Origin of the sequence: Aquimarina sp. MMG015 (assembly GCF_018100855.1) — a bacterium.
GTDB lineage: Bacteria > Bacteroidota > Bacteroidia > Flavobacteriales > Flavobacteriaceae > Aquimarina > Aquimarina latercula.
In genome coordinates this window covers 393,377-416,346 of the sequence record NZ_JAGJEB010000005.1, presented here as the reverse complement: position 1 = coordinate 416,346, position 22,970 = coordinate 393,377, and the positions used below count along the sequence as shown (strand labels likewise).

Annotated in this window: 20 protein-coding genes; 10 read left to right on the top strand and 10 right to left on the bottom strand. The window is 31.4% G+C overall.

What is annotated here, in order from left to right:
- On the top strand, positions 1-594 hold a 594-nt coding region (locus tag J8L88_RS12365), incomplete at its 5' end, for a T9SS type A sorting domain-containing protein (protein ID WP_211060871.1).
- Between the two features lie 83 nt (positions 595-677).
- Here the strand turns inward: J8L88_RS12365 and J8L88_RS12360 are convergent.
- The 6 genes from J8L88_RS12360 to J8L88_RS12335 all read right to left on the bottom strand — a co-directional run bounded on the left by J8L88_RS12360 (position 678) and on the right by J8L88_RS12335 (position 9,295).
- The gene (locus tag J8L88_RS12360) at positions 678-4,130 is read right to left on the bottom strand and encodes a pyruvate carboxylase (RefSeq protein ID WP_211060870.1); all 3,453 of its coding nucleotides are present in this window, start codon (positions 4,128-4,130) and stop codon (positions 678-680) included.
- Between the two features lie 176 nt (positions 4,131-4,306).
- The gene (locus J8L88_RS12355) at positions 4,307-5,419 is read right to left on the bottom strand and encodes a TRAP transporter substrate-binding protein (RefSeq protein WP_211060869.1); all 1,113 of its coding nucleotides are present in this window, start codon (positions 5,417-5,419) and stop codon (positions 4,307-4,309) included.
- A gap of 19 nt (positions 5,420-5,438) precedes the next feature.
- On the bottom strand, positions 5,439-6,785 hold the full coding sequence (locus J8L88_RS12350) for a TRAP transporter large permease subunit (RefSeq protein WP_211060868.1): 1,347 nt from the start codon (positions 6,783-6,785) through the stop codon (positions 5,439-5,441).
- Positions 6,786-6,787: 2 nt separating this feature from the next.
- Positions 6,788-7,291 carry a TRAP transporter small permease subunit gene (locus tag J8L88_RS12345; RefSeq protein WP_247666473.1) on the bottom strand — a complete coding sequence of 168 codons (504 nt, stop codon included), beginning with the start codon at positions 7,289-7,291 and terminating at the stop codon, positions 6,788-6,790.
- Positions 7,292-7,402: 111 nt separating this feature from the next.
- Positions 7,403-8,695: a hypothetical protein gene (locus J8L88_RS12340; RefSeq protein ID WP_211060867.1), complete on the bottom strand. Its 1,293-nt coding sequence runs from the start codon at positions 8,693-8,695 to the stop codon at positions 7,403-7,405.
- Between the two features lie 300 nt (positions 8,696-8,995).
- Complete coding sequence (locus J8L88_RS12335; RefSeq protein WP_211060866.1) at positions 8,996-9,295, bottom strand: helix-turn-helix transcriptional regulator; 300 nt, start codon at positions 9,293-9,295, stop codon at positions 8,996-8,998.
- 414 nt (positions 9,296-9,709) lie between these two features.
- On the opposite strand from J8L88_RS12335, the gene J8L88_RS12330 reads away from it, so the two are divergent.
- Together J8L88_RS12330 and J8L88_RS12325 are read left to right on the top strand one after the other, a co-directional pair.
- On the top strand, positions 9,710-12,436 hold the full coding sequence (locus J8L88_RS12330) for an ATP-binding protein (protein WP_211060865.1): 2,727 nt from the start codon (positions 9,710-9,712) through the stop codon (positions 12,434-12,436).
- Positions 12,423-12,797: a response regulator transcription factor gene (locus tag J8L88_RS12325; RefSeq protein ID WP_211060864.1), complete on the top strand. Its 375-nt coding sequence runs from the start codon at positions 12,423-12,425 to the stop codon at positions 12,795-12,797. The genes J8L88_RS12330 and J8L88_RS12325 overlap by 14 nt, the downstream gene beginning before the upstream one ends.
- A 38-nt stretch (positions 12,798-12,835) precedes the next feature.
- Here J8L88_RS12325 and yaaA read toward each other — a convergent pair whose 3' ends face one another.
- Positions 12,836-13,597: a peroxide stress protein YaaA gene (yaaA, locus tag J8L88_RS12320; protein ID WP_211060863.1), complete on the bottom strand. Its 762-nt coding sequence runs from the start codon at positions 13,595-13,597 to the stop codon at positions 12,836-12,838.
- Positions 13,598-13,938: 341 nt separating this feature from the next.
- Here yaaA and J8L88_RS12315 point away from each other — a divergent pair, with 341 nt between their 5' ends.
- A complete protein-coding gene (locus tag J8L88_RS12315; protein WP_211060862.1) occupies positions 13,939-15,303 on the top strand; it encodes a glycoside hydrolase family 71/99-like protein in 1,365 nt (454 codons plus the stop codon).
- 89 nt (positions 15,304-15,392) lie between these two features.
- Here the strand turns inward: J8L88_RS12315 and J8L88_RS12310 are convergent, their stop codons facing one another.
- The 3 genes from J8L88_RS12310 to J8L88_RS12300 all read right to left on the bottom strand — a co-directional run bounded on the left by J8L88_RS12310 (position 15,393) and on the right by J8L88_RS12300 (position 17,357).
- Positions 15,393-15,584 (bottom strand): cold-shock protein, encoded by a 192-nt coding sequence (locus J8L88_RS12310; protein ID WP_027392365.1) that lies wholly within the window; start codon positions 15,582-15,584, stop codon positions 15,393-15,395.
- A gap of 119 nt (positions 15,585-15,703) precedes the next feature.
- Positions 15,704-16,753, bottom strand: coding sequence for an RluA family pseudouridine synthase (locus J8L88_RS12305; protein ID WP_247666472.1), 1,050 nt, complete (start codon positions 16,751-16,753; stop codon positions 15,704-15,706).
- Positions 16,754-16,778: 25 nt separating this feature from the next.
- On the bottom strand, positions 16,779-17,357 hold the full coding sequence (locus J8L88_RS12300) for a PASTA domain-containing protein (protein ID WP_035084849.1): 579 nt from the start codon (positions 17,355-17,357) through the stop codon (positions 16,779-16,781).
- A 94-nt stretch (positions 17,358-17,451) separates the two neighbouring features.
- Between J8L88_RS12300 and J8L88_RS12295 the strand changes: the two genes are divergently transcribed.
- The 6 genes from J8L88_RS12295 to J8L88_RS12270 all read left to right on the top strand — a co-directional run bounded on the left by J8L88_RS12295 (position 17,452) and on the right by J8L88_RS12270 (position 22,795).
- The gene (locus tag J8L88_RS12295; protein ID WP_211060861.1) at positions 17,452-18,429 is read left to right on the top strand and encodes a D-alanine--D-alanine ligase; all 978 of its coding nucleotides are present in this window, start codon (positions 17,452-17,454) and stop codon (positions 18,427-18,429) included.
- 87 nt (positions 18,430-18,516) lie between these two features.
- A complete protein-coding gene (gene coaD / locus J8L88_RS12290; RefSeq protein WP_211060860.1) occupies positions 18,517-18,978 on the top strand; it encodes a pantetheine-phosphate adenylyltransferase in 462 nt (153 codons plus the stop codon).
- A 29-nt stretch (positions 18,979-19,007) separates the two neighbouring features.
- Positions 19,008-19,748: a hypothetical protein gene (locus J8L88_RS12285; protein ID WP_211060859.1), complete on the top strand. Its 741-nt coding sequence runs from the start codon at positions 19,008-19,010 to the stop codon at positions 19,746-19,748.
- Positions 19,748-20,140 (top strand): VOC family protein, encoded by a 393-nt coding sequence (locus tag J8L88_RS12280; protein WP_118386974.1) that lies wholly within the window; start codon positions 19,748-19,750, stop codon positions 20,138-20,140. The genes J8L88_RS12285 and J8L88_RS12280 overlap by 1 nt, the downstream gene beginning before the upstream one ends.
- Positions 20,141-20,196: 56 nt before the next feature.
- Positions 20,197-21,591, top strand: coding sequence for a DUF1800 family protein (locus J8L88_RS12275; RefSeq protein ID WP_211060858.1), 1,395 nt, complete (start codon positions 20,197-20,199; stop codon positions 21,589-21,591).
- Between the two features lie 10 nt (positions 21,592-21,601).
- Entirely contained in the window at positions 21,602-22,795 is a 1,194-nt protein-coding gene (locus J8L88_RS12270; RefSeq protein WP_211060857.1) for a DUF1501 domain-containing protein, read from the top strand.
- The last annotated feature ends 175 nt before the right edge of the window (positions 22,796-22,970 follow it).

The window sequence follows — 22,970 nt, the reverse complement described above, 5'->3', positions numbered from 1 at the left end:
CCTGGAGTAACTGATGATGGAAACGGAACAACATATTCCTTTAATCCCACAATAGCAGCTGCAGGTGTTCATACAATAACATACAGCTTTACAAATGCTAATGCATGTAATGATACTGCTTCAGATACTATTGAAGTATTTGGAATTCCAGACACATCTGTAGATGATACCTCATCACCAACTTTTACAGCCAACATTTCCGGAGCTTCTTACCAATGGATTGATTGTGAAACCAATACCTCTATTCCTGGTGAAACAAATCAATCTTTTACCGCAATAGAGAATGGTAATTACTCAGTAGAAATCACTTTTAATGGATGTTCAGAAAGATCCTCCTGTTTTCTTGTTGCTACTCTTAACGTGGAAGAAGAAGAATTAAAAGATCAAGATTTACGTATTTACCCTATTCCAACTAAAAGCCTGTTAAACATATCTATTCCAATAAAAAAAGCAACAATATTCAATATGATAGGTAAAAAAGTTTTTGAAAGTAATACCAATACTTTTGATATTTCGGAATTAAACTCTGGTATTTACTTCGTAAATATTGAAGGAGAAAAAGGAAACACTGTAAAAAGGATTATAAAAGAATAAAATTTTATATGTGATCAAAAAAAAGTCTCTAAGCTTAAAAACTTAGAGACTCTTTTGTTTTCTAAATAAATATTGAATATTTATTATTTCAGTACAATTACCAAATCATCTGCTTCAACCATTGTTCCAGATTTCAAAACTATTTTCTTAATAGTAGCATCTTCATTAGCAGTAATTGTTGTCTCCATTTTCATAGCTTCTATAATAAACAATGGATCATTTTTCTTTACCTCTTGACCAGTTTTCACTAATACAGAAGATAGAGATCCTTGTAAAGGCGCACCAATTTGTTTACTATCTGCCTTATCGATTTTGGCGTGAACTACCTTATCTACTTTAATTGAATTGTCCTTAACTTCTACATTTCTTGTCTGTCCGTTTACTTTAAAGAAAACTGTTACCATTCCATCCTCATGAGGCTCTCCTATAGAAATTAATTCAATCAATAAGATTTTACCTTTATCTAACTCTATGATAATTTCCTCTCCTGGAGTCATTCCATAAAAGAAATTCTTAGTTGGGATATTAACTACATTGCCATACTTAACGTGGTGATTATATGCTCCTGTAAATACTTTGGGATATAATTTATATGAAAGGAAATCTGTTATATCTAGTTCTCTACCCATTCCTTTCTTAAAGACTTTTACAAAATCTTTAAACTCTGTTTCAAAATCTACTGGTTCTAAATGAGCATTTGGTCTATTCGTAAATGGTTTTTGATCTTTTAAAATTGATTTCTGAAGATCTTTCGGAAAACCTCCTTCTGGTTGCCCTAATTCCCCTTTGAATAAACTAACAACCGACTGCGGAAAAGAAATAGTTTCTCCTTGTTCTTTAACATCTTCAATCGTTAAATTATTACTTACTAAATATTGGGCCATATCACCTACAACCTTAGAACTTGGAGTAACTTTTACAATATCACCAAATAGTGTATTAACTTCTCCGTACATTTTGGTAATCTCATGGAAACGATCTGCTAATCCCAGACCTTGCGCTTGTGGTTTTAAATTAGAATACTGTCCACCTGGAATTTCATGCTGATATACTTCGCCTGTTCCTGCTTTCAGACCGGATTCAAAAACGTAATAATACTCACGAACAGCTTCCCAGTAATTAGAATATTCGTTTAACTTTACAGTATCCATTGGATTCTCCCGATCATGGAATTTCAACATCTCCATGATTGCATTAAAATTAGGTTGTGCAGTTAATCCAGAAAGTCCACCTAATGCAACATCTACAACATCAACTCCCGCTTCTATTGCTTTTAAATACGTTGCCGATTGTACCGAAGAAGTATCGTGCGTATGTAAATGTATTGGAATATTAATTTCTGATTTCAAAGCGGATACTAATTCATATGCTGCATATGGTTTTAGCAAGCCAGCCATATCTTTTATCCCTAATATATGAGCTCCAGCATTTTCTATATCTTTTGCCAATTGCACATAATATTCTAAAGTATATTTAGTGCGCTTCGGATCTAAAATATCACCTGTATAACATAATGAACCCTCTGCAAGTCCTTCTGTTCTCGTTCTAACATGTTCGATACAAGGTGCTATCGATTTCATCCAGTTCAATGAATCAAAGATCCTAAATACATCTACTCCATTTTCCCAAGATTGTTCGACAAATTTGCCAATCAAATTATCCGGATAAGCTGTATATCCAACACCATTAGAACCTCTAATCAACATCTGTAATAACAGATTAGGCATAGCTTTTCTCAAAGAACGAAGACGTTCCCAAGGATTTTCCTTTAAAAATCGAAGACAAACATCAAAGGTTGCTCCTCCCCAAACTTCCATACTAAAAACCTCTGGATGATTTTTCGCAAAGCCTTCTGCAACTTTAAGCATATCATACGTTCGCATTCTTGTTGCAAGTAAACTTTGATGCGCATCACGCATTGTGGTATCTGTAAAATGAACCTTCTTCTCATTTTTTAACCAAGAAGCGAATTTCTCAGGCCCCAGTTCTGTAAGTAAATCCTTTGTTCCTTTTTGATAATCAGCCTTCTCCTCAAATTTAGGAATTTGAGGGACTACAAAAGTCTTAGTTGGATCTATATTTTTAACATCAGAGTTACCGTTTACAATAATATCTCCTAAAAAGTTAGCTAATTTAGTAGCTCGATTACGAGATTCTTTAATTTTAAAAAGTTCCTTCGTATCTCTAATAAAATTAACGGTTACCTCACCCTTTCTAAAAGTGGTATGACTTAAAATATTATCTAAAAAAGGCATATTCGTTTTTACACCTCGAATTCTAAATTCAGATAATGCTCTACGCATTTTTCTACATGCTCCGTCTAAAGTCCTACTATTAGCAGAAACCTTTACTAGCATTGAATCAAAGAAAGGAGAAATAGTTACTCCTTGATATACACTACCTGCATCTAATCGAATTCCAAAACCTGATGCACTTCTATAGGTAGTTATGGTTCCATAATCAGGTTTAAAATCGTTTTCCGGATCTTCTGTGGTGATCCTACATTGTACTGCATATCCATTTACTTTCAAACTTTCTTGACTTTCGATCTTAATCTGTTTGTCAGACAGTTGATATCCTCCCGCAATAAAAATTTGTGTTTTAATTAAATCAACACCTGTAACAATCTCAGTAACTGTGTGCTCAACTTGTACACGAGGATTTACTTCAATAAAATAAATACTTTCATCATCATCAACTAAAAATTCTACGGTTCCAATATTATTATAATCTACTGCATCACAAATTGTTAACGCATACTTATATAGATTATCTAAAATCTCCTGCGAAACTCCATATGAAGGAGCATATTCTATTACTTTTTGATAACGTCTTTGTACCGAACAATCACGTTCAAAAAGATGTACCATATTTCCATGATGATCCGCTACAATTTGTATCTCAATATGTTTTGGATTTTCTACAAACTTTTCTAGAAAAACAGTATCATCACCAAATGCATTTAAAGCTTCTCTTTGGGATTCTGGATATGCTTTTTCTAATTCTTCGACACTTCTAATCACACGCATTCCTCTTCCTCCTCCTCCAGAAGCTGCTTTTAACATCACAGGAAACCCTATACGTTTTGCTTCTTTTATAGCAATTTTTACGTCAGTAAGATCTTCTTTATTACTCTGAATAATTGGAATATTATTAGCGATAGCAACTTCTTTTGCCATAATTTTATCTCCCAATGAACGAAGTACTGATACTTTAGGACCTATAAAAATAATCCCGTTTTCTTGACAGCTTTGGGCAAAATCAGCATTCTCTGATAAGAATCCATATCCCGGATGTATTGCATCTACATTATTCTTTTTTGCTACCTGAATAATCGCCTCAATATTTAAATATGGCTTTAAAGGTTCATTATCAGCACCAATTTGATAAGCTTCATCTGCTTTATATCGGTGTAATGAATACCTATCCTCATAAGTATACACTCCAACCGTCTGTAGACCAATTTCTGTACACGCTCTAAAAATTCGGATGGCAATTTCACCACGATTAGCAACTAAAACCTTTTTGATTTGCATGATTGTAATTTTGTGTTTAAATAATATTTAGCGAACATTCGCTGCGAAGATATTGATTAGTAAGAATACTCGCAATACATTTTAATCAGAATAAATTAAATAATTAATTTTTATTGTAATAATTAACTGATTCGCTTTTCCTGTTACGCTAAATACTTTAATCTATTATAACGAAACTACTTCTGAATCTTGTTATAATAGGCTTTCTCCGTTACTTCAGACCATTTAGAAATTCTTTTCTGAAAAGTTGAATAACTTTCATACACTTCTTTAGACAAAGGATCATCTCCTATCAATTCTTTAATGGCTTCATCTGTATACCCTCTTAATATATCCAAAGTCTCTTTAGAAAATTCTTTAACTTCAACTCCTTCTTCATTTACTAATTTATCTAAATAAATCCCATTTTGTTTATCAAATTCAGCTAGCATCCACACTTGTACTCTTTTAGAAGCTGCTAGTAATACTTTCTGTAAATGAGGTGGTAATTTATCATGAGCAGTTTTATTTGCAAAAAATTCCATCTGAGAACCTGGTTCATGCCATCCTGGTGTGTAGTAATATTTAGCTATTTTATGAAATCCCATTTTATAATCGTGATATGGACCTATCCATTCTGTAGCATCAATAACTCCTCGTTCTAAACTTGTATATATTTCTCCTCCAGCAACTAAAACCGCTGCTCCTCCAGCTTTTTCTAAAACCTTACCTGCAATTCCTGGTAAACGCATTTTAAGCCCTTTAAAATCTTCAACGGAATTGATTTCTCTATTAAACCATCCTCCCATTTGCACTCCCGTATTTCCTCCCATAAAAGGAACTAAATTAAACTTGGAGTATGTTTTCTTCCATAATTCATAACCTCCCCCTACTTCTATCCAAGAAGTTAGCTGTTGACTATTCATCCCAAAAGGCACTGCACAAAAAAACTGGGCGGCTGGAGTTTTTCCTGCCCAATAATAGGATGCTCCAGATCCCATTTCGATAGTTCCATTAGACACTGCTTCAAATGCTTCTAAAGAAGGAACTAACTCACCTCCACCGTATACCTTAATCTTAATCTGACCATTAGACAATTCATCCACCCACTCTGCATATTTATTAGCAGCTTCTCCTAATACAGGAAAATTAGGTGGCCAAGTAGTTGTCATTTTCCAATTATAAACCTTAGCAGGTTTAACGGCTTCTGCTGTAGACACAGTATCTTGAGAAGTTTTTTCCCCACAAGCACTTAGCAAAATTACTATAGAGATCAATAAAGTTTTATGTATAAAATTATAAGCTTTCATTTTTATATTTTTTTAAATGTTATTTTGAAATAAATATGATTTCCGGATACAAGACGACTAATCCAACTATTATTAACTGAATAATAATAAAAGGAATAATCCCTTTATATATTTGACTTGTTTTTATTTCTGGAGGAGCAACTCCTTTAAGATAAAACAGTGCAAACCCAAAAGGAGGTGTTAAGAAAGATGTTTGTAGATTCAATGCAATTAATATACCTACCCAAAGCATATTCATATCCAAAGCGTTAAATATAGGAGTTACAACTGGAACAATGATAAATACAATCTCTATAAAATCTATGAAAAAACCTGCTATAAATATTATAACCATTACCAGTAACAAAAACATTAATGGCGATAATCTAGAAGAGAGAATAAGTTCTTGCAAATAGTCGTCCCCTCCTAAAGTTCTAAAAACCAACGTAAATGTAGTTGCTCCCAATAAGATAAAAAATACCATCGTAGTTAATTTTGTTGTTTCTTGAGCAACTTCTTTAAGGATTTTAAATGTGAATTTCTTTTGGGTAATAGTCAGTAATGTCGCTCCTAAAGCTCCTATTGCAGATGCTTCTGTAGGTGAAGCCACCCCTGTAAATATAGATCCTAAAACAATCACAATCAATAAAATAGGAAGAACTAAAACTTTAATAATTTTACTTGTAAAATTATCTCCTCTAAATTCCTTAATTTCTTCCTTTGATATTGCAGGAGCATCCTCTTTATTTATAAAAGATTTTATTAGTATATACAAAATATAACAACCAACTAAAACTAATCCCGGAAGCATGGCTGCAGAAAACAAAGCGCCTACATCTACAGATTCCGAACCTCTGGAGGAACTATTAATTGTATCTGCTAATAAAACTAAAACTATTGATGGTGGTATAATTTGTCCTAAGGTTCCCGAAGAGGCTATAACTCCTGTTGCTAATTCTGGTTTATAGCCGCGTTTAAGCATCGTGGGAAGGCTAATCAATCCCATTGTCACCACCGTTGCCCCAACGATACCTGTAGACGCGGCTAACAACGCTCCCACAATTACAACCGATATTGCAAGTCCTCCACGCAATGACCCAAACATCATAGCCATGGTCTCTAAAAGACTTTGTGCCAAACCAGATTTTTCTAACATAATCCCCATAAAAATAAACAAGGGAACCGCCATTAATACATAGTTATTGACAACCCCCATAATCCTAGAAGGAAGGATATTAAATATTGATAATGAAAAATATTCTGGCGCAAATATAGATATCCCTATTGCAAAAAGAACTGACAAACCTCCTAACGTAAATGCAACAGGATATCCCTTTAGGATTAAAATAAATATTACTGCGAATAGGACTAGTGCTAAAACTTCCATTATTATTTTTTATTAAAAATTGTATCAATTGATTTAAGAATACTTGCTAAACCTTGCAGTATTAGAAACAAAAAACCTATTACAATACTAAACTTAAGTATATAAAGAAACGGTAAACCTCCTGGCTGAGGAGATCCTTCTCCAACTAAAAAAGATGAATACGCATACTTCCAAGAGGTTGTTATTACAATATAGCACCAAGGCATAAGAAATAATACTCCTCCTATAAGGTCTATTATAGCTTTTCCCTTTTCAGATAGTTTAGAATAAAATACATCTACACGTACATGTTTACCATGTTTAAAAGTGTATGCACTTCCTAGCAAAAACATAAAACCAAATAGGTAAATTTCTATTTCTACAATCCAAATGAAAGTAAATTGAAACAGATATCTGCAGATTACATCTAAACTAATAACGCATACCATAAGAACGGCACCCCAACTAATAATACCCCCTACTCTTTCATTTAATCCCTCTAATAACTCTATTATTCGATTAATCATCTTATATTATTTTTACTTTAAACAAAATGTTTTTTATCCTAAATCTTAAAAATCGATAAATATTTAATCGACATAAATTCTAATAATCAAATTGTTTAAATATAAGTATTCTTATAGAAAAATGTTTACCTGAAAACGCAATTGACTATTATCAGCTCCGCTATCAAAATTATTCTTCAAGTACTCTAATGTAAGCCTTAAATTATGCCCTGAAACATAATAATTAGCACCTAGATTTAATGTGTTACCAGCTCTCTGAGAACCCAAAACAGTAGTGTCTTCCCAATCCCTATTTTGATAAACGACGTAAGGCTGTAATTTTGTTTTAGGAATTAAATAACCTATTTGTGTATAAAATACTGATCCGGTTGCGGCTGCAGCACTCCCTCCATTTTCCCCAAAATTATAATTAATATAAGCTGCATATGCAGTTAATGCTCCTCCATTATTTCCTAACGGTGTATCATAATTAACATCTAAAGAAAAATGTGATGCATCCTCTGTATCCGTTTTAGCCGCAATAGTGACATCATCATCAGCTACTAATATAGGGTTAGCATCATCTTTTAATACTATAGAACTTTCTGGATGATAAACAAACCCAGCACTAGCAGACAAGGTCTTCTTTTTCCCTAAATATGTACCAACAACATAAGGCAAAAGATTGCCTTCAGAACCTATAAAGTTATATTTAAGGTTTCCTTCAATAATTGTTCTTCCTTTATCATGATATTTCCATGCTCCATATACTGCATTATTCTCAGTTGTCTGTATTGGTTCTTCTTGAAAACCAGTTAAACTAGGATCATTAATAGCCAATCGGTATTCAAACTTATTTAATTTTCCTTTTGCATAAATACCTATATGCCTAGCGAATTGATCTGTAGAACCTATAGTTCCTGCAAAAACTAAAGGGTTAGGAATATCAAAAGTTAATGATGAAAGTCCTGCCCAACTTGATAATCTTGCCAAACCTCTCCAATAATGAAGACCACCTCCAACTGCTAGTGCTTCTGAAAATTTATACTCTATAGCTGCATCATGTAAGAAAAACTGACTTTGATCACTTCCATCAATCTGACCTAACCTACCAGAATTGACATTATTAACACCTATATGTATATATGTAAAAACATTAGAAGTTACCTGCCCTAAAACCAATAATCTAGATCTTCTTATGTTTGGTTTTACATTAAAATCTTCATCGCCATCTAAATCATTAGAGTTTAATTGTACTTGGTTCCATAAGATAAAACGCAACCATTGGGAACCATCTTCTGAAATATTAAACTTAAGAGGTTTAAAGTTAAGTGGCTTTTTTTCAGACTCTTCTTCTTGTCCATACCCATTAAAAAGAAAGGTTGAAACAATAATAAGAGAAAAAATTGATATCACTTTTTTCATAATTCGTGTGTTTTAATAAATTAGTAGAATCCAAATATACATGTAAATATGTAAATAGTTACATATTTACATGTATATTTATTAAAATTCTTGTTAATTGATCATCAAATCAACAACAAAAAACCTAAATAAGCGCTGTAAACAAAGCATTTAAGCGATTTCTAATTATTATAATAAAAAGTTAATGATTTATCAGTTTATCTTGTATAAACTGCGCATAATAGGTCAAAAAGAAAAGAAAACCCATCAAATCGTTCTGCAAAACAACAAGTTGATCGCATAGCATTATTTAATACTTTTCTATTCTTTTCCTAAACTTAGAATGTTTTGCAAAATGTTTATGACACCTTTGGACTCAATTGAATAATATATCTTCGTGCCTTTTCTTTGAGAAATAACAACATTGACCATTCTTAAATTTTTTAAATGATAAGAAACTACAGATTGTTCAATATCTAAAATTTGATATATATCCGTTACAGAAGATTTTCCTTTCTTATGCAATAATTCTATAATAGCTAAACGTACTGGATGTGCTATTACTTTAAGTATTTCTGCACTTCTATCAAAAACCTGAAAACTGGTAAGATCTTCATTCATGTTAAAAGTTTTAATTATTAAAACTTAATAAGATTAATTCTTTACTTTTAATTAAGCGCAAAAATTATTATTAATACAATGCACATTAAATAGCTTAATTAACCAACTATCTCATATTTATGTATATTTATATATTCAAATATACATAAATATGAGATAGCTTAATATTTCAATACATCATATTTATCAAGGTTATATTTAACACACGCAAGTCCATTATCTATGAAAACAGTAGGAAAAACTAAACTCATTGTTATTTCTCTTTTATTCTTTTTCTTATTCAATTTTCCTTTTATTGGTATTATCGACAACATTTTATTATTTAACTTTATCCCTCTTACCTATCTTTATTTCTACATTTTATGGCTTTTTTTAATTATAATAGTACGTTCCATTATTAAAAAAAATTAGTAGATGACTCCTTTCTGGTTAATTGTACTTATTTGCATTGTTTATCTAGGTGTACTCTTCTGGATTGCATATTACGGCGATAAAAGAGCTAGTAAAAAAAGTATTATTAACAATCCTATTGTTTATGCATTATCGCTTACAACATATTGTACAGCATGGACATTTTATGGAAGTGTCGGTAAAGCATCAACATCTGGAATTAGTTTTTTAGCAACATACTTAGGACCAATCCTCTTATCACCATTATGGGTCATTCTTTTTAAAAAAATAATCCGTATTTGTAAAAAAGAAAAAATTAATAGTATTTCTGATTTTATAGCAACCAGATATGGGAAAGATAAATTTCTTGGTAATCTAATTACAATTCTAACATTTCTCTTTATTATCCCGTACATATCTATTCAATTAAGAGCAATTTCTACTAGTTTTAATATTCTAATTGATTTCCGTCAAGAAGAATCTATTTATCAGGAGACAGCATTGTTTGTTGCTATTATCATGTCTGTATTTGTCATTTTGTTTGGAACTCGAAAATCAAGAGCAATAGAAGTAAATGAAGGAATGATCTCTGCAATTGCCTTCGAATCATTATTTAAACTAATTGCATTTATTGCAATTGGTATTTACATAACATATTTCTTTTATGACGGTTTTGAGGATATCTTCTCTAAAGCTTCTGAAAAAAACATGTTGGAATCCATAAATAATATACAAAAAAGCCTTGAAGGAGGATATTGGGATTGGTTCATGCTTATTATTTTATCCTTCTTAGTTTTCATATTACTTCCAAGGCAATTTCATCTTATAGCTTTGGAAAACAAAAATGAAGAACACGTTGCAAAAGCTTCTTGGATATTCCCTCTTTATCTATTAATGATTACACTTTTTGTAGTTCCTGTTGCTATTGCCGGAAAATTATATTTCGGAGAAACTAGTCTTAATGCAGATAGTTTTATTCTGTATTTCCCTTTAGAAAAAAACAATGTTCTATTAGCTACACTGGTATTTCTCGGAGGATTTGCCGCTGCTACAGGAATGATAATTGTAGAAACCATAGCAATCTCTACCATGCTATCTAGCAATATATTAATTCCACTATTAGTTAATTATCTCAAGGTATTTCCTACTTCTAAAGTACAGAAATCAATCTTATTTTGTCGCCGTATCAGTATTCCAATTGTTTTATTTTCAGCTTATTTATATATGACGTTAATAGGCAAGGATTATCCTTTAATAGAAATAGGTTTAATTTCATTTGTTGGAATCGTACAATTAGCACCTTCTTTTTTTGGTGGATTATTCTGGAAGAAAGCAACTAAAGCAGGTACTATTTTAGGAATATGCGTAGGTTTCGTATTATGGTTCTACACCTTGTTATTCCCTACCTTAATTCGAAGTGGAATTCTTGGAGACATTTCTATACTCAATGATGGACTTTTTGGAATTAATGCACTAAAACCATATGCTTTATTTGGGTTAGAAAATCTCAATAAAATATCACACGGCTTCTTTTGGAGTATCGCTGCCAATATTTTTTTCTATATTCTTGGTTCACTATACACAATACCAAAAGGTATTGAAATTCAGCAAGCAAATAAGTTTATCGGTACTAAAATGGATATTAATGATTATCGTTTTAGAAATAAATACAATGAAGTATACTTTCACCAACTATATGAACTCATTATTACATTTCTAGGCTCCGAAAGAGCTAATGAATCTATTCAAGAATATGAAGAGAAATATCAAAAAAGCTATGACAATGATGATATCGTTCCTATTCATTTCGTAGACTATATGGAAAATATTTTATCTGATTATATTGGAAATATATCGGCTCGAATAGCAATATCCAAATTACTTAATGAAGAACCACTAAATCGAAACGAATTATTAGAAATTTTAGAAGAGACTAAAGAAGCTATTACAAACAGTAAAAAACTTACTATAAAATCAGATGAATTAGAACGTATTCAAGAAACGTTATTAAAAGCTAATGAAAATCTTAAAGAAATAGATCAAATCAAAGATGAATTCATTCTAACAATTTCTCACGAACTCAGAACTCCTATCACATCCATACGATTACTGTCTGAAATGTTATATTCTCAAAAAGATCTAGATCCTGATAAAAAACAAGTTTTCATTAAAACTATAATTCAAGAAAGTGAGCGTTTAAGCATTTTGATTGATGATACATTACTTCAAGAAAAACTTGAATTAGGTAAATTAAAATGGAGGTTTGACGACCATTCTATTTATGATCTTATATCAAATGCTATTGAAACAATTAAACCAATATCTATTAATGCATCAGTAACAATAATAAATAACATTTCTAATTCAAATATTATAATTTCAGCTGACCAAACGCATCTAGAACGTGTTTTTATTAACATTCTAATGAATGCTATTAAATTCTATGATCCAAAAAAATCGGAACATTATATAAAAGTTAGTTCTTTTATAAAGTCGAATGCAATTAATATATCTATAGAAGATAACGGTATTGGTATTTCTAATGAGAACTATAAAAAAATATTTAAAACATTTGTTCAGATTCAAAATGAAAAACAAAAAGTTAAACCAAAAGGAAGTGGACTAGGATTATCAATAGCTAAAAAAATAATACAAAAACATAATGGTAACATTAAGGTAGAAAGTAAAATTGAGCAATACACCAGATTTTTAATAACTTTACCTATAAACACAAACTATGATCAAACATAAAAAAATACTAATTATTGATGATGAACCTTCTATTGTAATGGCTTTAGAAAATATTCTATTAGCACAATCTTATGAAGTTAAAACTGCATACAATGGCAAAGAAGGTTTAAAAAAAGCTAAACAATTTAATCCTGATCTAATTCTTTTAGATATAATGATGCCATTAATGGACGGATTAGAATTTTCTAGTTTGATTAGAAAAGATAAAGTTTTATCAAACGTAAAAATCATATTTATTACTGCCAAGGGAGAGATCAATGATAAAAAAGACGGGTATTCAATGGGATGCGATGATTACATTATAAAACCATTTTCTACCGAAGAAATAATATCAAGAATCGAATTCTTATTAGATAAATAAATTTTAGTTAGGAATAAAAAAACATTAAAGTTATCCTTCTATCTCACAAAAACTAGCTCATTTTCTTTTGTTGTATACTCTTCACTAAAGCTATACCCATCATAATTAAATCCTTTTAATTCTTCTATGGCTTCTGCTCCTGTATCAATAATATAACGTACCATCATACCACGGGCTTTTTTCGCGAAGAAACTAATCATCTTTAATTTATCACCTTTCCAATCTTTAAACTGTGGAGTTATAATAGGAACTTTTAACGTCTTTTTATCAATAACACTGAAGTATTCATTACTAGCCAGATTTACAAACAACTCATCTTCTTGTAATTCCTCATTAATTTGTTCGGTTACCTGTTTTTTCCAAAATTCGTATAAGTTATTTTTACGCCCTACCTTAAGCTTAGTTCCCATTTCTAATCGATAAGGTTGCATTAAATCTAAAGGTTTTAGAATTCCATATAAACCGGATAGTATTCTTAATTTATCTTGTAAAACATCTAATTTATCTTCTGGAATATTGTAGCTATCTAGTCCTAGATAAACATCTCCTTTAAATGCGTACACAGAAGGTCGCGCATTTTCTGCTGTAAAAGGAAGGTTCCAATCCTGATTACGTTGCCAATTTAGTTGCGCCAAATTATCACTGATATTCATCAAATCTGACAATTTTTTAGGAGTTTTTTTCTGAAGAACTGAATTTAACTTTTCTGCTTCAGCCAAAAATAATGGTTCCGAATATTTTTTAGTAGGCAAAGGCGTTTCAAAATCCAAAGACTTTGCAGGAGATATTACGATTTTCATTCCGATAACTTTTGTTTTCCCAAAAATACAATAGTAAGTCGACATATAAAATCAGCCCAGGTAATTCTTGTCTATTGAAGTATTGACATGTTCTATTCTAACAAAACTAAAAGAATACTTTTTTTCAACACCAAAAACCTAATTAACTAACAAAAAGGAAATTATATTTTTTTTAACAGAAAAAATCCCTTAACTTTATAACGTTTTAAACGTAATTTATTCAAAAAAATTTACAATTGTCATATATAGTTTGATTGATATTTTTTCAATCAATAACACACCTATTTATCTTATTTAATAGCAAGCTCACATATTCTATTAAATAAATAAACATATATGACATGAAACTACGAATTACAACCAAATGCCTTTCTATTACTTTTTTAGTTGTTTTATTTTATTCTTGTGAAAAGGATGAAATACTAAAAACCGAAAAAGAACAAGCAATTCCTTTAGCTGTTCAGGATACAACTTATACGAATGCACAACTAAAAAAAGTACTAGATGAAGAGCTAGAAATCATCAAACTAGCAAAAAACGGATATATAAAAGACGTATCCGGAATGAATGTAGAAAAAGAAAATCCTAAAAAAATTTATATGCATTATATGCCATGGTTCCAGAACAAAGATTTTGATGGATACTGGGGTCAGCATTGGACCATGACAAATCAAAACCCCGATAATATTAAAGAAAACGGCAAACGAGAAATTGCTTCCTACTATTATCCAGCAATTGGTCCTTATTCTTCAAGCGATCCTGATTTACAAGAATATCATTTTTTAATGATGAAATTAGCAGGTATTGATGGGGTGATATTCGATTGGTATGGAAGTAAAGATCTACACGATTACCAAAAAATCAAAAATGCTACGGAAAGTTTTATAACAAGATTAGAAGATTTAGATTTTGATTTTTCAATTATGTATGAAGACCGAGTAGCAGTTCAATCCTTTAACCAAAACCTATCTCCTAGTCCTATTGAAGCCGTACAAGAAGATTTATTATATATTAATGACACATACTTTTCTAGTCCCAATTATATAAAACATAATAATAAAAATCTATTATTTGTATTTGGTCCGCATCATATTACAACTCAACCAGAATGGGATACTATTTTTGATATATTACCAACAGATAATCGTCCAGATTTTCTAACATTATGGGCAGCAAATAATTTAGTAGGAGAAAATGCAACTGGGGAATTCCTATGGGTAGACAAGGATCACTTACTAGCGCATGAACATTATTATAATTATTATCCAACCGAGAATTTAACTATAGTAGGATCATCATATCCAGGTTTTAACAGTTTTTACGAAGAAGGTGGTTGGTCTGAAGGGATCAACTCATGGAGTATAGATCATAACCAAGGTCAAATATTTGCAGAAACATTAAACTATACACATCATGAAATTTCAGATTTTATTCAAATAATTACTTGGAATGATTTTGGCGAAGGAACTATGATAGAACCAACAGAAGAATTTGGTTTTATGTATCTACAACTCCTACAGCAATATACTGGCGTAGAATTCACTACAACTGACTTAAATGTCGCATTAGATCTATACGCAGCTAGAAAAGAATTTAAGAATAATATTACAGCCCAAAAATACCTTGACAGGACCTATAAATATATTAAACAACAAAATATGGTACGAGCTGATAAAATTATTAAAGCTGTAAATCGGTTTCTATAATTAAACATTTTATACAACAATCATTTATAAACAAAAAAAGCCCGTCTTAAAAGACGGGCTTATGTTTTAAAAAAGTCAAAATGTATATATTATAATACTTTCACGTTTACCGCGTTCATTCCTTTTTTACCTTCTTTAAGTTCAAACTCTACTTCGTCACCTTCACGAACTTCGTCGATTAAGCCTGAAATGTGTACGAAATGGTCTTTGTTTGATCCTTCTTCTGTGATGAATCCAAATCCTTTGGAGTCATTAAAAAATTTTACTGTTCCTTTGTTCATTATAAATAATTAAAGCGCGAAGATAATATTATTTACCGAGCAATCCCTATTTATTTCAAAATAAAGTTTTTAGTAACGTTTATTTAATATATCACCTTAGTAGTTTTTGTAGTAAAAGTTTACTCGACATCCAATTGATTCTTAGCATAATTCCTCCAACGCTCTACACATTGCGCCATATCATCAGGTATAGAAGTTTCAAAATGCATTTTCTCGCCGGTTACGGGATGTACAAACCCTAAAGTCCTAGCATGCAAGGCCTGCCGCGGTAACACCTTAAAACAATTTTCTACAAACTGTTTATACTTAGTAAAAGTGGTTCCTTTCAGAATTTTTTCTCCTCCATAGCGTTCATCATTAAATAATGTATGCCCTATATGCTTCATATGTACACGAATCTGGTGAGTTCTTCCTGTTTCTAATTTGCAAGAAACTAAGGTTACATACCCTAAACGTTCTATAACTTTATAATGAGTAACTGCTGGTTTTCCTTTATCGGCTTCATCTCCCTCAAAAACTGTGTTTTGTAATCTATTCTTAGGATGGCGCCCAATATTACCTTCAATAGTTCCTTCATCTTCATTTATATTACCCCAAGCGATGGCAACGTATTCTCGCTCCGAAGTTTTATCAAAAAACTGCTTTGCCAAGTGTGTCATAGCATCTTCAGTTTTTGCTATTACCAATAACCCACTAGTATCTTTATCTATTCGATGAACCAATCCAGGACGATCACTACTATTATTTGGGAGATTATCGAAATGATAGATTAGTGCATTAATTAAGGTTCCTGAATAATTTCCATGACCCGGATGTACTACCATTCCGGCAGGTTTATTAACCACCAACAAAACATCGTCCTCGTATACAATATCTAAAGGAATATTTTCTGGAGTTAACAAATTCTCATAAGGGGGATGAGCAAACAAAACTCTAACCACGTCATTTGGTTTCACTTTATGATTTGACTTTACAGGGATATCATTGACAAAAACACTACCAGCCTTAGCTGCCTGTTGTATTTTATTACGAGTAGCATTTTCAACAAAATTCATCAAAAATTTATCTACTCTAAGCGGAACTTGACCTGCGCCAGCAACAAAACGATGATGTTCATATAGGTCATCCTCACTAGGCCCTAATTCTTCAATATTCGGATTCTCTTGCAAAAGTATTTTCTTTAAGAATTTAATTTTATTGAGGAAGTCTTAGATTCCCACTCTCATCTCCTACTACTAAGTCAATAGTTGATGTTTTCATTATTTTATCTCCAGGCTTTAATCTCTTTCCTTTATATCTAAGTTCTAATACTTGATCTGATGGATCGGGTTTAAATGTTATAGTTCCAATCTTAAAACCTAAAGCTACCAATCTTGGCTCTACTTGTCTTCTAGTTTTACGTATAACATCTGGAACTTCAATTTTACGATAACCTGATGGGTTTAAAGTAACATAGATTTTTCTATTTTCCTTTACCATATTTCCAGCAGGAGGGTTTTGCTCTATGACAGAATATCTAGGGAAATCTGGATTGAAATTTGCAGAATCTTGAACTTCAAATCGTAAATCTTTAGATTCCACAAGCATTTTAACCTCATCTAATGACTTCTTACTTAAGCTTGGAACCACTATTCGCTGATCGTGGTTTGTAGAGCTATCCAACCATTTTAGTGCAATAAAGCATAAGATTGCAGTCATAGCGACAGCTATTACTAGTTGAATAAGAAATGTCTTACTCCAAATAAATCTCAAAAGTCCTTTAAAAAATTCCATGTATCAATTGATAGTTTCGGCAAAGATATAAAAACGGAAACTTTTTAGCTTTTGTTGTCAGATAAATGATATTTTTGTTTGTAAACCTTATTCAATGAAGAAAAATATTGCCATCCTTATGGGAGGTTATTCCAGTGAATTTGACATTTCTATTAAAAGTGGAAATGTAGTATACAAACATTTGGACAAAAACATCTATGAACCTTATCGTATTCATATAACCAAAGATTTGTGGTATTACGTTAATGATAATAATGAAAAAACTTCAATAGATCGAAATGATTTTTCATTACACTTAGATGGTTCTAAAATTACTTTTGATGCTGCTTTCAATATTGTTCATGGGACTCCAGGAGAAGATGGATTATTACAGGCTTATTTTGAGCTTATAGGAATTCCGCAAACTGCTTGTGATTTTTATCAAGCAGCACTTACCTTTAATAAAAGAGACTGTATCAGTACTTTAAAACCTTATGGTATCCCAACTGCCACAAATTATTTTCTAAATAAAGGAGATACTATAAACCCTAAAGCTATTATTGATACAGTAGGATTGCCTTGTTTTGTAAAAGCTAATAAAGCAGGCAGTAGTTATGGAGTTTCTAAAGTAAATAAAGAAGATGAATTACTTTCTGCAATAGATATAGCTTATAAAGAAGATGATGAAATTATCATTGAATCTTTCTTAAGCGGCACAGAAGTTTCTGTAGGAGTGATTACCTACAAAGGAAAAGATACTGTATTACCAATTACTGAAATTGTTTCTGAAAATGATTTTTTTGATTATGAAGCTAAATATTTAGGTAAATCACAAGAAATTACACCAGCTAGATTGAATGAAAACGATGAGAAAAAAGTAAAAGATCTAGCATTAAAAGTATATCAAATACTTAAAATGAAAGGCTTTTCGAGAAGTGAATACATTTTTCACAATGGAGAACCTCATTTTATCGAAATGAATACTAATCCAGGATTTAGTGAAGCAAGTATTTTACCACAACAAGCAATTGCGGCAGGGATTAGCTTACAAGATTTACTAACCAATACTATAAAAGAAGCAATAAAAGGATAATAAGTAAGTACATTAGAAATTAAGATTATACTAATTTTAAACTTTGTAACTTTACCTAATCTTTATATTAACATTGAGAAATCACTTATGAGAAGAGCTGTTTTCCCTGGTTCATTTGATCCTATAACTTTGGGACATTACGATATAATAGAAAGAGGATTAACTCTTTTTGATGAAATCATCCTAGCAATTGGTGTAAATGCTGAAAAAAAATATATGTTTTCACTTGAAGAAAGAAAGCATTTTATTGAAGAAGCATTTAAAGATGAATCTAAAATCAAAGTAATGACTTACAAAGGACTTACAGTAGATTTTTGCAAACAGCAAGATGCTAATTTTATTCTACGAGGATTAAGAAATCCAGCTGATTTTGAATTTGAAAAAGCCATTGCTCATACAAACAGAAAACTAACTGAAATTGAAACTGTCTTTTTACTAACATCATCAGGTAAAAGCTATATATCTTCTTCAATCGTAAGAGACGTTATAAGAAACAATGGAGATTATACAGGTTTGGTACCAGATACCGTAATTGTCAAAAAAGAATAGAATTCGTAAAACCCCAAAAATATACCTACATGAAAACCACACTTAACATCAGTAAACTATTCATTATTAGCATTATTACTCTTTTTTATGCTTGTAGCAGTGATAATGATAATGAATCTGATGATGATACTATTGATCCTATAACTTGCCAAAACCCTGATAGTGCGATTTATGAAGAAAAAGACGGATTAGTAGCCGTCGAATTCGAAAGTATTAAAGACCATAATGATTGGATAAAAGAAAACACTACTACAGGATTCTTAGGAACACATTACTTGGTATGGAAAGAAAATCAATTCTTAGGAGCTCCTGGAAATGGTCTTCTTACTTATAAAATAAAAATTTCCAATCCAGGTGTTTATCGGTTTATCTGGAGATCCAGAATAACTAATGGAACATCAGGTTCTGAACACAATGATTCATGGTTGCGATTTGCAGATGCTTCAAAGTTTTATGGAAAAAAAGGAGAAAGTGTAGTCTACCCTGCAGATACGGGTCAATCTCCTACTCCAAATGGTTCTAGCAAAGATGGCTGGTTTAAAATATACAAAAGCGGCCCTGCGGATCAATGGAAATGGCAATCCTCTACTAGTGATAATGATGCTCATGATATTTTTGTAGAATTTGATGCGCCTGGCACTTACACCATGGAGGTTTCGGCTAGATCTACCTTTCATGCACTTGATCGATTTGTTTTATTCTCTGAAAATATCAATCAAAATGATGCAATTGACGAAACCACAATATTAAGCGAAATCACCTGTAATTAATGAAAAAAAGAAAAATTGGAACCATCAGTATTGTTGTCAGAGAATATGATGAAGCAATCCGATTTTATACCGAAAAACTAGGTTTCCAATTAATTCAAGACATCCAACTTGATAATAAACGTTGGGTAACCATAGCTCCAGAAAACGACTCAGAAACCTCTATTTTACTAGCAAAAGGAACCACTGCAGAACAGAAAAAAGCAATTGGAAATCAAACCGGCGGAAGGGTTTTTCTTTTCCTTCAAACTGATAACTTTTGGAGAGATTACAATACGATGAAATCAAAAGAAGTTATTTTCTTAGAAAAACCCAGAGAAGAAATCTACGGAACTGTGGTAGTTTTTGAAGATTTATATGGAAACAAGTGGGACCTTATAAAACCCAAAAAGTAAATTTCTCATTTAAACCTTTTTCCTAAATCACGGTCTTACTAAAAAAGACTGCGATCATGAATACTTCTTTAACAGATAAACAAATACAACATCTCTATTGGCGTATTGGTTTTGGAATCGATTCTTCAGAATTAAAAAATGTTAGAAAATTTTCTAAAAACGAAATAGTAAATCATCTGTTTTCAGAAAGCAGACAAAGCACTGATCTATCCCTTGATTTTGGAGCTTTACTAAAAAATCCACGAGATTTATCTAGAGAAGAACGAAAAGAGTTACGAAAACTTCGCAATAAAAAATTGTTAGAACTTAATATTCTTTGGTTAAAACAATTAGTAGAAACCAAACATGTCTTAAGAGAAAAGATGACATTGTTTTTCCACAATCATTTTGCTGTTAGATTAAAAACACCAAGAGCAGCATTGCATTTAAACAATATAATAAGAAAGCATGCATTAGAAAACTTTGGAGAGATGTTGATCGAAGTCTCTAAGTCTCCTGCCATGTTATTATTTCTAAACAATAGGCAAAATCGAAAAAATAATCCCAATGAGAATTTTGCCAGAGAGGTTATGGAGCTTTTCACACTTGGACAAGATAATGGATACACAGAAATAGATATAAAAGAAGCCGCAAGGGCTTTTACTGGGTGGAATTTTAATAAAAGTGGAGCGTTTGTGTTTAGACAAAAACATCACGATTTTGGTTCTAAAACTATCCTAGGAAAAACTGGTGATTTTAAAGGCGAAGATGTTATCAAAATTCTTTTAGAACAAAAACAGACAGCGAAATATCTCGTTGAAAAGATATATCGATACTTTGTTAATGAAAAAATAGAACCTTCTCATATAAAAGAACTAACAAATATCTTTTATAACTCCAATTACAATCTCGAAACTTTAATGAAAACCATATTCTTAAGTGATTGGTTTTATGAACCTCAAAACATAGGTGTCAAAATAAAATCACCTGTAGAACTACTTGTCGGACTAAGTAAACCGTTTAGGGTAGCCTATAAGGATCCAAAAGTACTATTATACCTTCAACGTAAACTAAATCAAACTTTATTTTTACCACCTAATGTAGCTGGATGGCCTGGTGGAAAATCTTGGATCGACAGCTCTACTTTAATGCTACGCTTAAAACTGGCATCCGTAACCCTAAACAACGGAGTTATTGAGTGGAATAACAATGATGATGGAACTACAGCAATGATGCGAGAAAAATTCTATAATAAAGTAAAATCAAAAATGCAGAGAAAAACCAAAGCTACCCCTAATTGGCAGTCCTTTCTTGCTTCATTGGAAAAAGAAAATAAAGAAGAATTAATTGATTTTATAATACAGCCAGAATTATCAAATGGTGCAAAAATGGTTGTAAACAAACTAGATTCTAAAGACACTAAAAATTTTATAGTTGAATTAATGAGTTTACCAGAATATCAACTTTGCTAAAACCCTAATTATGTACAGAAGAGATTTTTTAAGACAATCAGTTTTTGCATCAGGAATAGCATTAGTTCCCTCATTCCTGAAAGGGATGGAATTTTTAACACCAGAACAATTATCAGGATATAAAAATTTAATCATTATTCAACTATCAGGTGGTAATGATGGTCTAAATAGTATTATTCCTATTAATAATGATATTTATTATCGTTTAAGACCTACCATTTCTAAAAAAGCAATAGAAACTTTAAAAATAACAGATGATTTGGCGTTTAACAATAACTTGAAAGAATTAAGAGAGTTATATGATCTAGGAGAAGTGTCTATAATTAATAATGTAGGATACCCGAACCCTAATCGGTCTCATTTCAGAAGTACGGACATCTGGCAAACGGCTAGTGATACTAACCAGTATTTATCCTCTGGTTGGGTAGGCAGATATCTCGATGCTAATTGCCAGCATCCGTATCAAGCAATAGAGGTGGATAATTCACTATCACTTGCTATGAAAGGAAAAGATTTAAATGGTATTGCTGTTTCTGACCCTAACCAATTACATCGAACAACAAGAGAACCTTTTTTTAATAATCTAGCGAAGAATACTAATAAAGAAATGCTGGATGAGGATAATCAAGGGTATCTATATAAAACAATGCTAGAGACTCATTCATCCGCAGCTTACATTTATAACACTTCTAAAATCTATAAAACCAATATAGAATATCCACAATCAACATTTGGCAGAAATCTAAAAACGATAGCTGATTTTATAGTATCTGGATTAAAAACACGGGTTTATTATAGTTCTCTAGGTGGTTTTGATAGTCACGTAAATCAAGTAAATAGTCAAGACCGTTTGCTTAGTGTATATTCTAAAGCAATTGGAGCTTTGGTAAAAGATCTTAAAAAGAATGATCGATTTAAAGATACGCTAATACTAACTTTTTCAGAATTTGGTAGAAGAGTAAAACAAAATGGAAGTCATGGAACCGATCATGGAGCTGCCAATAATGTAATAGCTATAGGAGGTTCATTAAAAAAAGTAGGTGTCTATAATGAATTACCAAATTTATCAAATCTTGATGCTAATGGAGATATCAAGTATACGATAGATTTTAGAAGTATTTATGCCACAATTTTAAATAATTGGTTAGAGGTTAACGATCGACAAGTCTTGGACAACTATTTCAAAAAGCTTTCTTTTGTATAAAGTATTACAAGTTTTTCCAACGAATCAAACCCTTTTGCATACTATGTAAGTAGTTAGTTACAAAATTAAAAAACTTATACCAAAATACAGGCCTTAGTACTTTAAATAAAAACAAGACAAAACTCACTAAAAATCAATGCTTTTACACTTTATCAAAACTAAAAACAAGGAAGAA

Coding starts and splice junctions, on each gene's coding strand:
- J8L88_RS12360 (WP_211060870.1), bottom strand. CDS start 4,130: ATGCAAATCAAAAAGGTTTTAGTTGCTAATCGTGGTGAAATTGCCATC.
- J8L88_RS12355 (WP_211060869.1), bottom strand. CDS start 5,419: ATGAAAGCTTATAATTTTATACATAAAACTTTATTGATCTCTATAGTA.
- J8L88_RS12350 (WP_211060868.1), bottom strand. CDS start 6,785: ATGGAAGTTTTAGCACTAGTCCTATTCGCAGTAATATTTATTTTAATC.
- J8L88_RS12345 (WP_247666473.1), bottom strand. CDS start 7,291: ATGATTAATCGAATAATAGAGTTATTAGAGGGATTAAATGAAAGAGTA.
- J8L88_RS12340 (WP_211060867.1), bottom strand. CDS start 8,695: ATGAAAAAAGTGATATCAATTTTTTCTCTTATTATTGTTTCAACCTTT.
- J8L88_RS12335 (WP_211060866.1), bottom strand. CDS start 9,295: ATGAATGAAGATCTTACCAGTTTTCAGGTTTTTGATAGAAGTGCAGAA.
- J8L88_RS12330 (WP_211060865.1), top strand. CDS start 9,710: ATGACTCCTTTCTGGTTAATTGTACTTATTTGCATTGTTTATCTAGGT.
- J8L88_RS12325 (WP_211060864.1), top strand. CDS start 12,423: ATGATCAAACATAAAAAAATACTAATTATTGATGATGAACCTTCTATT.
- yaaA (WP_211060863.1), bottom strand. CDS start 13,597: ATGAAAATCGTAATATCTCCTGCAAAGTCTTTGGATTTTGAAACGCCT.
- J8L88_RS12315 (WP_211060862.1), top strand. CDS start 13,939: ATGAAACTACGAATTACAACCAAATGCCTTTCTATTACTTTTTTAGTT.
- J8L88_RS12310 (WP_027392365.1), bottom strand. CDS start 15,584: ATGAACAAAGGAACAGTAAAATTTTTTAATGACTCCAAAGGATTTGGA.
- J8L88_RS12300 (WP_035084849.1), bottom strand. CDS start 17,357: ATGGAATTTTTTAAAGGACTTTTGAGATTTATTTGGAGTAAGACATTT.
- J8L88_RS12295 (WP_211060861.1), top strand. CDS start 17,452: ATGAAGAAAAATATTGCCATCCTTATGGGAGGTTATTCCAGTGAATTT.
- coaD (WP_211060860.1), top strand. CDS start 18,517: ATGAGAAGAGCTGTTTTCCCTGGTTCATTTGATCCTATAACTTTGGGA.
- J8L88_RS12285 (WP_211060859.1), top strand. CDS start 19,008: ATGAAAACCACACTTAACATCAGTAAACTATTCATTATTAGCATTATT.
- J8L88_RS12280 (WP_118386974.1), top strand. CDS start 19,748: ATGAAAAAAAGAAAAATTGGAACCATCAGTATTGTTGTCAGAGAATAT.
- J8L88_RS12275 (WP_211060858.1), top strand. CDS start 20,197: ATGAATACTTCTTTAACAGATAAACAAATACAACATCTCTATTGGCGT.
- J8L88_RS12270 (WP_211060857.1), top strand. CDS start 21,602: ATGTACAGAAGAGATTTTTTAAGACAATCAGTTTTTGCATCAGGAATA.